12 protein-coding genes are annotated in these 11,575 nt (G+C 62.5%); 7 read left to right on the forward strand and 5 right to left on the reverse strand.

From position 1 onward, the window contains the following. Positions 1–26 precede the first annotated feature (26 nt). Positions 27–926: an Hsp33 family molecular chaperone HslO gene (gene hslO, locus ACF8O8_RS10085; RefSeq protein WP_010951624.1), complete on the reverse strand. Its 900-nt coding sequence runs from the start codon at positions 924–926 to the stop codon at positions 27–29. A 120-nt stretch (positions 927–1,046) separates the two neighbouring features. On the opposite strand from hslO, the gene ACF8O8_RS10090 reads away from it, so the two are divergent. After that, positions 1,047–1,841 (forward strand): phosphatase PAP2 family protein, encoded by a 795-nt coding sequence (locus tag ACF8O8_RS10090; RefSeq protein WP_010951623.1) that lies wholly within the window; start codon positions 1,047–1,049, stop codon positions 1,839–1,841. A gap of 28 nt (positions 1,842–1,869) precedes the next feature. Here ACF8O8_RS10090 and ACF8O8_RS10095 read toward each other — a convergent pair whose 3' ends face one another. Further along, positions 1,870–2,271 (reverse strand): RNA-binding S4 domain-containing protein, encoded by a 402-nt coding sequence (locus ACF8O8_RS10095; protein ID WP_003255812.1) that lies wholly within the window; start codon positions 2,269–2,271, stop codon positions 1,870–1,872. Between the two features lie 109 nt (positions 2,272–2,380). Between ACF8O8_RS10095 and ACF8O8_RS10100 the strand changes: the two genes are divergently transcribed. After that, positions 2,381–2,863 (forward strand): ATP-dependent zinc protease, encoded by a 483-nt coding sequence (locus tag ACF8O8_RS10100; protein ID WP_004576370.1) that lies wholly within the window; start codon positions 2,381–2,383, stop codon positions 2,861–2,863. Continuing rightward, entirely contained in the window at positions 2,860–3,765 is a 906-nt protein-coding gene (gene rimK / locus ACF8O8_RS10105; protein WP_003255817.1) for a 30S ribosomal protein S6--L-glutamate ligase, read from the forward strand. The genes ACF8O8_RS10100 and rimK overlap by 4 nt, the downstream gene beginning before the upstream one ends. 97 nt (positions 3,766–3,862) lie before the next feature. Here rimK and ACF8O8_RS10110 read toward each other — a convergent pair whose 3' ends face one another. Together ACF8O8_RS10110 and ompR are read right to left on the reverse strand one after the other, a co-directional pair. Beyond that, positions 3,863–5,176, reverse strand: coding sequence for an ATP-binding protein (locus tag ACF8O8_RS10110; RefSeq protein WP_003255819.1), 1,314 nt, complete (start codon positions 5,174–5,176; stop codon positions 3,863–3,865). A 13-nt stretch (positions 5,177–5,189) separates the two neighbouring features. Next, complete coding sequence (gene ompR / locus ACF8O8_RS10115) at positions 5,190–5,930, reverse strand: two-component system response regulator OmpR (RefSeq protein WP_003255821.1); 741 nt, start codon at positions 5,928–5,930, stop codon at positions 5,190–5,192. Between the two features lie 217 nt (positions 5,931–6,147). Between ompR and ACF8O8_RS10120 the strand changes: the two genes are divergently transcribed. From ACF8O8_RS10120 to ACF8O8_RS10135, 4 genes are all read left to right on the forward strand, one after another. Then, complete coding sequence (locus tag ACF8O8_RS10120; protein WP_049588059.1) at positions 6,148–8,472, forward strand: Tex family protein; 2,325 nt, start codon at positions 6,148–6,150, stop codon at positions 8,470–8,472. Further along, positions 8,472–8,855, forward strand: a complete 384-nt coding sequence (locus tag ACF8O8_RS10125; RefSeq protein ID WP_010951620.1) for a PaaI family thioesterase — start codon at positions 8,472–8,474, stop codon at positions 8,853–8,855. The genes ACF8O8_RS10120 and ACF8O8_RS10125 overlap by 1 nt, the downstream gene beginning before the upstream one ends. 138 nt (positions 8,856–8,993) lie before the next feature. After that, on the forward strand, positions 8,994–10,586 hold the full coding sequence (gene gshA, locus ACF8O8_RS10130) for a glutamate--cysteine ligase (RefSeq protein WP_350298383.1): 1,593 nt from the start codon (positions 8,994–8,996) through the stop codon (positions 10,584–10,586). Further along, on the forward strand, positions 10,586–11,218 hold the full coding sequence (locus ACF8O8_RS10135) for a TetR/AcrR family transcriptional regulator (RefSeq protein ID WP_010951618.1): 633 nt from the start codon (positions 10,586–10,588) through the stop codon (positions 11,216–11,218). Before gshA ends, ACF8O8_RS10135 begins: the two co-directional genes overlap by 1 nt. Before the next feature lie 141 nt (positions 11,219–11,359). Here the strand turns inward: ACF8O8_RS10135 and ACF8O8_RS10140 are convergent, their stop codons facing one another. Continuing rightward, the gene (locus ACF8O8_RS10140; protein WP_003255829.1) at positions 11,360–11,575 is read right to left on the reverse strand and encodes a molybdopterin-binding protein; all 216 of its coding nucleotides are present in this window, start codon (positions 11,573–11,575) and stop codon (positions 11,360–11,362) included.

Below are 11,575 nucleotides of genomic sequence, written 5' to 3' on the forward strand. Positions count from 1 at the left end.
AGGAGATTATCCTGTGATTTAACGTTTCAGTGACGAGTTTCTGAGGCCACGTCAGTACCGCCACCCGCAAACAATTGCGCCACATCGCTGGCATCGAAGAAGTAGCGCTCGTTGCAGAACTGGCAATCGATCTCTACCGTCCCGCCACATTCGTCCACCAGCGCCTTGGCGTCGTGCTCGCCCAGACTGACCAGCGCATTGCCGGAGCGTTCCCGCGAACAGCTGCAATTGAAGCGCAGTGGCTGGATATCGAACAGGCGCACGGCGTCTTCGTGATACAGGCGGTGCAGCAGTGTTTCGTTGCCCTCTGTCCACTCTTCAGGCTTGAGTGTCTTGGCCAGGGCGACCACATGCTGCCAGCTGTCTTCGCGCTCTTCATCATCCGGCTGGCGATCACGTGGCAGTTGCTGCAGCAATAGCCCACGGGCCTTGCCGCCTTGGGCATTGAGCCAGAAACGGGTATTGAGCTGCTGCGACTGGACGAAGTAGTTGGTGAAACATTCAGACAGGTTGGCGCCATCGAGGTCGACGGTCCCCTGGTAGCGCTGGCCCTTGACCGGGTCGATGGTCAGGGTCAGGTGGCCGTCGGGCATCAGCTGCGACAGGGTGGCACCAGCCGGAATCTGGTCCGCTTCGTAGCGGGCCATGCCACGAATCTCGCGCTCACTGGAACATTCCACCATCAGCAGCGGAATCGGCCCGGCCGAACGCGCCTGCAGAATCAGCAGGCCATCGAACTTCATTGCACCCACCAGCAAGGCGGTGGCGGCCATCAACTCGCCGAGCAGCACCTGGACCGGCTGGGGGTACTCATGACGCGCCAACACCGCGGCGTAGCTGTCATCGAGAGACACCCACTCGCCGCGCACATCGCGCTCGTCGAAGATGAAACGTTGGGTGAAATCGGTATCAGGCAAATCGCTCATAGGTTTCGGCTATCTAAAAAATGATGACAAAATGGTTACAAGGGTTGTCGAAAACCGGCGAGAACCCGTGACAGAGCGCTTACAAGGCGCTCCGATTCCTGTTTGCAATAGAGGTATTTTATGGACAATCGACCACTGTTCCAAGCAAGGTGGTCCTGGGGGCCATTGGCAGCCTCTACGCTGCTTCCCATCGCTCTACTGTGTTTCTGGTTATGGCCTTTTGGCCAGATCCTGTGCCTGACTTTCGACGAGTGGCTGTTCCGCAGCCTGAACGCGCCGCTGGCCGATAGCACCACCTGGCGCTACATCTGGACCATCGGCAGCCTACGCCCGTTCGACATCGTCGTCGGCCTGATCCTGCTGGCAGTGCTCATTCGTGGTGACTGGGTGTTCAAGGCTGCTCAGGTTCGCCAGGCATTCTTCGGCTTTCTGGTCACGCTACTCCTCTTAGTGGTGATTCGCGCGCTGTTTTCCAAGTGGGTGGATGCAGCCGGGTGGCAACACAAGAGTCCCTCGATGATCTTCGACGACGTCGTGCACCTGAGTGACTATTACCCGAACCTGGAGGCTGCCTGGGAACTCAAGGACCGCTCCAGCAAGAGTTTCCCGGGTGATCACGCCTCGGTGCTGCTGATCTGGGCGCTGTTCATGAGCGTGTTCAGCCGCGGCCTTGCGCAATACCTGATGGTCTGGGGCCTCGCAGCGCTGTTCATGCTGCCGCGCCTGGTGGCCGGTGCCCATTGGGGGCAGGACGACTACATCGGCGGCTTGCTGATGGCCGTACTGGCGCTGGGCTGGAGCTACTACACGCCGCTGGCGGCCAAAGGCAGCGAGGCGTTGATGCGCTGGACAGCGCCGTTGTTCAAGCTGCTGTCCACGTTACCGTTGGTCGGACGAATGGCGGTGTTGCGCTAGATTTTTTGGGGCTGCGCAGCAGCCCCATTCAATCGTAACTTCCATGCAGCTGGTGAATCTGCCGCCGCTGCTTCTTGGTCGGCCGGCCATCGGTGGTCACGCCCATGGCCCCGGCCTTACGCATTTCAGCCGCCTGTTCACGGCGACGCACACTTTCTTCGGTTTCCTCGTACAACGCCTGCGCCTCTGGGGCACCACGACGCACCACCGACAGCGCCTTCACCACCACCGTGCGCTCATCGAAGCCGGTACGCAGCACGAACTCGTCGCCCACCCGCGGTTCCTTGCCCGGCTTGCATCGCTCGCCCCGGCAATGCACCTTGCCACTCTCGATCGCCGCCTTGGCCAGCGCTCGCGTCTTGTAGAAGCGCGCCGCCCACAGCCATTTGTCCAGGCGAACCTTGTCGTCGTCTTCGGCTTTTTGTGCCATCCCGTTACCTCGGATTCTGTCTTTCATCGAACTGTACTACCTTCACATACGGATGCAAAAAGTCCCCGCCGTGCTTAAAGTTCACCACCTCATTCGCAGGGTGCGCTTCGTGAAGACATTTGACCATTTGACTGTGATCGGCCTGCGCGAGTGGGTCGCCCTGCCTGACCTCGGCGTGGCCGGGCTGCGCGCCAAGATCGACACCGGTGCCAGCACGTCGAGCCTGCATGCCACCGAAGTGGAACCCTTCGAGCGCGACGGCCAGCCCTGGGTTCGCTTCACTGCGCACCTGGGCTCGGTGGTGCAGTTGCGCCACCGCCGCTGCGAGGCACCGTTGGTGACGATGAAAACCATCAAGAGCTCCAACGGCCACGCCCAGACCCGCTACGTCATCCGCACGTCACTGGCGCTGGGTGATGGTGTGTGGGAGGTGGAGTTCACCCTGGCCTGCCGCAAGAACATGCGCTACCGCCTGTTGCTTGGCTCCAAGGCCCTGATACACGGCCAGCTGGTGGTGAACCCAGGCCTGAAATACGTACAAGATAAACCGGCCTTCCCGGCCACCCTTTCCCCTGTCACAGGTGCTGCATGAAGATCGCTGTGCTGTCGCGCAATCCGCGTCTGTATTCCACCCGCCGCCTGGTCGAAGCCGGTACCCAGCGTGGCCACGAAATGGTGGTGATCGATACCCTGCGGGCCTACATGAACATTGCCAGCCACAAGCCGCAGATCCACTACCGCGGCAAGCCGCTGGAAGGCTTCGATGCCGTGATCCCGCGCATAGGTGCTTCGGTTACGTTCTATGGCTGCGCGGTGCTGCGCCAATTCGAAATGATGGGCGTATACCCGCTCAACGAGTCGGTAGCCATTGCCCGCTCGCGCGACAAGCTGCGCTCGTTGCAGCTGTTGTCGCGGCGCGGCATAGGCCTGCCGATCACCGGTTTCGCCCACTCGCCGGACGACATCCCCGACCTGATCCAGATGGTCAACGGTGCCCCGCTGGTGATCAAGGTACTGGAAGGCACCCAGGGCATTGGCGTGGTGCTGTGCGAAACGCCCCAGGCGGCCGAGTCGGTGATCGAAGCGTTCATGGGCCTCAAGCAGAACATCATGGTGCAGGAGTACATCAAGGAGGCCGGTGGCGCAGATATCCGATGCTTCGTGGTAGGCGACAAAGTAATTGCCTCGATGAAGCGTCAGGCCAAACCGGGCGAGTTCCGCTCCAACCTGCACCGGGGTGGCGTCGCCAGCCTGATAAAAATCACCCCAGAAGAGCGCATCACCGCCATCCGGGCGGCCAAGGTGATGGGGTTGAGCGTGGCGGGTGTGGATATCCTGCGCTCCAACCACGGGCCTTTGGTGATGGAGGTAAACTCGTCGCCAGGGCTGGAGGGCATCGAGGTCACCACCGGCAAGAACGTCGCCGGGATGATCATCGAGCACCTGGAGAAGAATGGCGGGCCCAATCAGACCCGGACCAAGGGCAAAGGCTGATTCAAGCCTCTACCCGCCGCTTCGCGGCCAAGCCGCTGCCACAGGTACTGCGCAATCCCTGTAGGTGCGGCTTTAGCCGTGAAGAGGCCAGTGAGCCTCACACAGCATTACGCGGCAGCAGCAGCCCCAGCGGCAACCTGACCCGCGCCTCGATCCCGCCGCCAGACCGGTTACGCAACTCCACGTTCCCGCCATGTTGCGCAGCAATCCGCTTGACGATCGCCAGCCCCAGCCCGGTGCCCTTGCCGCCCCGTGCCCGATCACCGCGAATGAACGGGTTGAAGATGGTTTCCAGCTCCGACTCGTCAATACCGGTGCCCCGGTCCAGCACACTGAGCACCACATACGGCGCACTCTCGTCACCTGACACATAGGCAGCCACCTCGACCCCCTTGCCAGCATGGTGCAGGGCGTTGCCGATCAGGTTGCCCAGCATGCGCTTGAGCGAAACCCGGCGCAGCGGGAACGGTGGAATCGGCTCCAGGCACAGGCGCACACGCTCTTCCGGCTGGTTGTACGGAGCCACCACCTCACGCACCAGGTCAGCAAGGTCGACCTCTTCCACCGGCTCGTCACGGCCATCGCGGATGAAGGCCAGGAACTGATCGAGAATCGCGTCCATGTCCTCGATATCGCGAACCATGTCATCGCTCAGCTCGTTGTCGCTGTTCAGCAAGGACAGCGACAGACGCAGGCGCGTCAGAGGCGTGCGCAAGTCGTGGGAAACCCCGGCCAGCATCAACTCACGCTCGCGCCCGGCCTGCTCGACATCCTCGGCCATCTGGTTGAACGCCTTGTACACCTCGGTCATCTCGCTGGGGGTATCGCTGATCGGCAGGCGCACACTGCGCCCCTGGCCAAGCTGGCGGGCGGCGAACACCAAGCGTTTGAGCGGCTGGTTGAGCTGACGTACAAAAATCCACGCCGAGGCGGTGGACAACAAGCCAATGGCCAGGAACCAGCCCAGCACGTTCCAGATCTTCTGCCCACGCAATGGGTGCGGGTACAGCGGCACTTTCAGCCAACCCGGCCCCAGGCTTGGCGCATTGACCCACAACGCGGGCGGTGCATGGATGCGCAGCCGCACTTCGGTGTCGTCACCCAGCTCGGCCTGCATCTGCCGTTGGTAGATCTCACTGTAGGGCCAATGCTGCTCGCCTTCGGGCACACCCGAGCCGGTCACCCGGATAAGACCTGCCGCCTCGGCGATCTTGTCGCGGTTTTCTTCGTCGGCGGCCCAATAGGCGCGCAAGGTCAGCGCCACACCATGGCTGTACTGACGGTCGACCAGCACGTCCTCGTTCATCAGCAGGTAGACCAGGGTCAGCGCCTTGGAGAACAGAACGACGATCAACACCAGCCACAGGGTGCGGGCGAAGAAACTTTGCGGAAACCAGAGCGGTGTTTTCATCGACGTCCAGGCATCATTTTCCGGCGTTTCCGTCCGGTACGAACACGTAGCCCACGCCCCAGACGGTCTGGATGTAACGCGGCTTGGACGGGTCCGGCTCGATCATGCGACGCAGGCGTGAGATCTGCACATCGATGGAGCGCTCCAGCGCATCCCATTCGCGGCCGCGCGCCAGGTTCATCAGCTTGTCGCGGGTCAACGGCTCGCGGGCGTGCATCACCAGAGCCTTGAGCACAGCGAACTCGCCGGTGGTGAGCATGTGCACTTCGTTGCCACGCTTGAGCTCGCGGGTGGCCAGCGACAGCTCATAGTCGCCGAAGGTGACCGACTCGTCCTCGCTGCCCGGCGCACCCGGCACGCTCGGCGCCTGACGACGCAGCACCGCCTTGACCCGGGCCATCAGTTCGTCCGGGTTGAACGGCTTGCCCAGGTAGTCGTCGGCGCCCAGCTCCAGGCCCTTGATGCGGCTGAGCTCGTCGCCCTTGGCGGTCAGCATGATGATCGGGATCTGGTTGTTCTGCTGGCGCAGGCGCTTGCAGGCGGACAGGCCATCCTCGCCTGGCAGCATCAGGTCGAGCACCACCAGGTTGAACACCTCGCGCTGCAGCAGGCGATCCATTTGCTCGGTGTTGGGCACCGCACGGGCACGGTAGCCCTTGCTGGTGAAGAAACGTTCCAGCAGGCTGCTAAGCCCCGGATCGTCGTCGACGATGAGAATCTTGTCACCTTCAGCGGTGTTTGGCGTGCCGGTCATGAATAACTCCTCTGATATCGCCGCGCATTATGGCGTAGCCATTGCTGCACGTTGCGTGAGCATTGTTAGCAGATTTTTCCCCCGGCGCCAGTTCCGGCTGGCCGGGCGCCATCACCGCAAGCCGTTTGCGATGGGTATAATGCGCGGCTTTCATCCAGCGCCGCCGGGCAAAAAGCCCACAGGCGACCCCCGTATTCACAAATGTCAGGTGGTTTACATGGACAGCATCAACAGCCGTATCGCCGAGGAACTGGGCGTACGCCCGCAGCAGGTCGAGGCGGCCGTGAGCCTGTTGGACGAAGGCTCGACCGTGCCCTTCATCGCCCGCTATCGCAAGGAAGTGACCGGTAGCCTTGACGACACTCAGTTGCGCCACCTGGAAGAGCGCCTGCGCTACCTGCGCGAACTCGACGAGCGCCGCGCCAGCATCCTTTCCAGCATCGAGGAACAGGGCAAGCTGACCCCGGAACTGGCCCGCGAGATCAAGCTGGCCGACACCAAGACCCGCCTCGAAGACCTGTACCTGCCGTACAAGCAGAAGCGCCGCACCAAGGGCCAGATCGCCCTGGAAGCCGGCCTTGGCGAACTGGCCGATGGCCTGTTCAACGACCCGACCCTGGCCCCGGAAAGCGAAGCCGCACGCTTCGTCAACGCCGAAAAGGGCGTGGCCGACGTCAAGGCCGCGCTGGAAGGCGCCAAGTACATCCTGATGGAGCGCTTTGCCGAAGACGCCGCCCTGCTCGACAAGCTGCGCAGCTACCTCAAGCAGGAAGCCGTGCTCAGCGCCCGCGTCGTGGCCGGCAAGGAAGAAGAAGGCGCCAAGTTCCGCGACTACTTCGCTCATGACGAGCTGCTGCGTACTGCGCCATCGCACCGTGCCCTGGCGATCTTCCGCGGGCGCAACGAAGGCGTGTTGAGCGTCTCGCTGAAGGTCGGCGAAGAACTGCCCGGCACCCTGCACCCATGCGAGCTGATGATCGGCAACCACGTCGGCATCGAGAACCGCAGCCGGCCGGCCGACAAGTGGCTGGGTGAAGTGGTGCGCTGGACCTGGAAGGTCAAGCTGTACACCCACCTGGAAACCGACCTGTTCGGCGAGCTGCGCGACAGTGCCGAAGGCGAGGCGATCAATGTGTTCGCCCACAACCTGCATGACCTGCTGCTGGCCGCCCCGGCCGGCCCCCGCGCCACCCTGGGCTTCGACCCGGGCCTGCGCACCGGCTGCAAGATCGCCGTGGTCGACGCAACCGGCAAACTGCTGGACCACACCACGGTCTACCCGCACGCGCCGAAGAACGACTGGGACCGCACCATTTCCATCATGGCCGCACTGTGCGCCAAACACTCGGTGGAGCTGATCGCCATTGGCAACGGTACCGCCAGCCGCGAAAGCGACAAGCTGGTGACCGAGTTGGTCAAGAAATATCCCGCCCTGAAAATCACCAAGATCATGGTTTCCGAAGCCGGCGCTTCGGTGTACTCGGCATCGGAATTGGCCGCCCGCGAGTTCCCGGACCTGGACGTGTCGATCCGCGGCGCCGTGTCGATCGCCCGACGCCTGCAGGATCCGCTGGCCGAACTGGTGAAGATCGATCCGAAATCCATCGGTGTCGGCCAGTACCAGCACGACGTGTCCCAACTGAAACTGGCACGTGGCCTGGACGCGGTAGTCGAGGACTGTGTGAACGCCGTGGGCGTGGACGTGAACACCGCTTCGGTGGCGCTGCTGACGCGCATCTCCGGCCTCAATGCCACCCTGGCACAGAACATCGTCGCCCACCGCGATGCCAATGGTCCGTTTGCCACCCGGGCAGCGTTGAAAAAGGTCAGCCGCCTGGGTGAGAAAACCTTCGAGCAGGCCGCCGGCTTCCTGCGCGTGATGAACGGCGACAACCCGCTGGACGCCTCTGCGGTGCACCCTGAGGCCTATCCACTGGTGCAGCGCATTGCTGCCGATACCGACCGCGACATCCGCTCGCTGATTGGTGACAGCAGCTTCCTCAAGCGCCTGGACCCGAAAAAGTTCACCGACGAAACCTTCGGCCTGCCAACCGTTACCGACATCCTGCAAGAGCTGGACAAGCCAGGCCGCGACCCGCGTCCGGAGTTCAAGACCGCCACCTTCCAGGACGGCGTCGAAGACCTCAAGGACCTGGAACCGGGCATGATCCTCGAAGGCGTGGTGACCAACGTTACCAACTTCGGTGCCTTCGTCGACATCGGCGTGCATCAGGACGGCCTGGTGCATATCTCGGCGCTGTCGGAGAAGTTCGTCAAAGACCCGCGTGAGGCGGTCAAGGCCGGCGATGTGGTCAAGGTCAAGGTCATGGAAGTGGACATCCCGCGCAAACGCGTCGGCCTGTCCATGCGCATGAGCGACACCCCGGGCGAGAAGGTCGAAGGCAACCGCGGTGGTAATCGTGGCAATGGCGGCAATCGCCAGCAGCAGGCACCGCGTCAGCGCGAAACCGCCACCGCAGCCCCGGCCAACAACGCCATGGCCGCCCTGTTCGCCAACGCCAAGCAACTGAAGAAGAAGTAATGGACGTACCTCGCGAATACGTCGAAAGCGCCTTCAGCCAGCTGCTGGGCTGCCGCCTGCAACACCTGGACAGCGGTGTTGCCGAGGTAGCCCTGGCGCTCGAGCCACAGTTGCGCAACCGTGGCCAGAAGCTGCACGGCGGGGCGATCTTCAGCCTGGTGGACATCGCCATGGGCCTGGCTTGCTCGGCCAGCCATGGCTTTGACCAGCAAAGCGTCACCATCGAGTGCAAGATCAACTACATGCGTGCCGTCAGCGACGGCGAAGTGCTGTGCACCGCCCGTGTGCTGCACGCCGGGCGGCGCACCCTGGTGGTCGACGCCGACGTAGTTCAGGGCGACAAGCTGGTGGCCAAAGCGCAAGGAACCTTCGCGGTTCTCTAGCTCACCAAGCAGTATCTGCGGTATTTTCAGCAGTGCGCTGGCACTGCTGGAACCGCGTAAACCAGGCGACAACGCCAGTTCCTTTCTTCCTACCCTTGTAGACCGTTATCTCTACCCCCATATTGGGGCGACTGACGCGTGAAGGAATACATCTTGAGCGAACTCCTCAACCGCCGCCTGAGCCTGCTCGGCGCCAATCTCCCCCTGCTCAAGCAGTGCCTGCACGGTATTGAGCGCGAATGCCTGCGCGTGACCGATGAAGGTCGCCTGGCCCAGACCCCGCATCCGGAAGCACTGGGATCGGCGCTGACCAACGAGCAGATCACCACCGATTATTCCGAGTCGCTGCTGGAGTTCATCACCCCAGCGCTGGCCGACCCGGCCAAGGTGCTCGAAAGCCTCGAAGAGACCCACCGTTTCGTCTACAGCAAGCTGGGCGACGAATACCTGTGGAGCCCGTCGATGCCGTGCACGCTGCCGGCCGAGGAGGATATCCCGATCGCCGAGTACGGCAGCTCGAACATCGGCAAGCTCAAACACGTCTACCGCAAGGGCCTGGCCCTGCGTTACGGCCGCACCATGCAGTGCATCGCCGGTATTCATTACAATTTCTCGCTGCCCGAAGCGCTTTGGCCACTGCTGCGCGAAGCCGAAGGCAGTACGGAAAATGACCGCGACTACCAGTCGTCGGCCTACATCGCGCTGATTCGTAACTTCCGCCGCTACAGCTGGCTGCTGATGTACCTGTTCGGCGCCTCGCCGGCCCTGGACAAAGGCTTCCTGCGTGGCCGCCCGCACCAGCTCGAAGAGCTGGATGCCGAAACCCTGTTCCTGCCTTATGCCACCAGCCTGCGCATGAGCGACCTGGGTTACCAGAGCAACGCCCAGGCCGGCCTTACGCCCTGCTACAACAACCTGGCCAGCTACACCGACAGCCTGCGCAAGGCCGTGGGCACGCCCTACCCGCCTTACGTTGAAATCGGCACGCATGTGGATGGCGAGTGGGTTCAGCTGAACACCAACATTCTGCAGATCGAAAACGAGTACTACTCGAACATCCGCCCCAAGCGTGTTACCTACACCGGCGAGCGGCCGATCCAGGCCCTGACCTCGCGGGGTGTGCAGTATGTGGAAGTGCGCTGCCTGGACATCAACCCGTTCCTGCCGGTCGGTATCGACCTGACCGAGGCGCGCTTCCTCGACGCATTCCTGCTGTTCTGCGCGCTGGAAGAAAGCCCGCAACTGGACAACGGTGAGTGCGGCCAGTGCACCAGCAACTTCCTGACCGTGGTCAAGGAAGGCCGTCGTCCGGGCCTGGAGTTGCACCGCAATGGCCAGCCGATCAGCCTGAAAGACTGGGCCAGCGAGCTGATCGGGCGTATCCGCCAATTGGCCAATCTGCTCGACCAGGCGCAAGGCTCTGATGAGCACGCCAAGGCCCTGGATGCGCAGCAGGCCAAGGTCGACGACACCTCGCTGACCCCGTCGGCCCAGGTGCTGGCACGCATGACCGAGCATGACGAGAGCTTCGTCCAGTTCTCGCTGCGCCAGAGCCGTGTGCACGCCGAGACTTTCCGCGAGCAACCGCTGAGCAACGAAAAGCAGCAAGCATTCGAGACGCTGGCCCGCGAGTCGCTCGCCAGGCAGTCCGAGCTGGAGCAAAACGAAGTCGGTGACTTCGACCTGTTCGTCGGCGCCTACCAGGCCAGCATCCTGGCAATCAGCAGTTGATGAACCGCACCACCACCCCGCGCAAACCACGCGCCAGCAGCCAGGCCAGGATCGAGGCGATCCTGGCGGCTGCGCGTGAGCTGTTGGCCGAACAAGGGGTGGCAGCACTTTCTATCTACAGCGTGGCCGAGCGGGCGCAGATTCCGCCTTCGTCGGTGTATCACTTTTTCGCCAGCGTGCCGGCCTTGCTGGAGGCACTTACTGCAGATGTGCACCGGGCATTTCGCGAAGCCCTGAGCGCTCCGATCGACAGCAGCGCGTTCAGCACCTGGCACGAACTGTCACGGCTGATCGAACAACGCATGCTTGATATCTATCACGAGGATGCGGCGGCGCGGCAGTTGATCCTGGCGCAGCATGGCCTGAGCGAGGTAGTGCAGGCCGACCGGCAGCACGACATGGAACTGGGCGACTTGATGCACAAGTTGTTCGACCAGCATTTTCACCTGCCGGTGATGCCACCGGATGTGGATGTGTTTGCCCTGGCCATGGAGTTGAGCGACCGGGTGTATGCACGGTCGGTGCAGCTGCACGAGGCGATCACCCCGCGCATGGCCGAGGAAGGCAAGCGGGTGTTCGAAGCGTATCTGGGGTTGTATCTGCCGCCGTTTCTGGCCAAGCGTTCCAGCTGAGAAATCTGGGGCCGCTTGGCGGCCCTTCGCGGGCAAGCCCGCTCCCACAGAGCCCGCGCGCACCCTGGAGCTTGCGAGTACCTGTGGGAGCGGGCGTGCCGGCGAAGGGCTGCAAAGCAGCCCCAATATCGACCCGCCGCATCACAGCTTGGCGATAGACACTTCGGTCGACTTCACAAAGGCAATCACTTCACTGCCCACCTGCAACTCCAGCTCCCGCACGGAACGGGTGGTAATCACCGAAGTGACGATACCCGAAGCCGTCTGCACGTCGATTTCCGACAGTACCGGGCCTTCGAGGATTTCTTTCACAGTACCTTTGAACTGGTTGCGAACGTTGATGGCTTTGATAGTCAT

This window comes from Pseudomonas sp. TYF_14, assembly GCF_043105275.1.
Lineage (GTDB): Bacteria > Pseudomonadota > Gammaproteobacteria > Pseudomonadales > Pseudomonadaceae > Aquipseudomonas > Aquipseudomonas alloputida.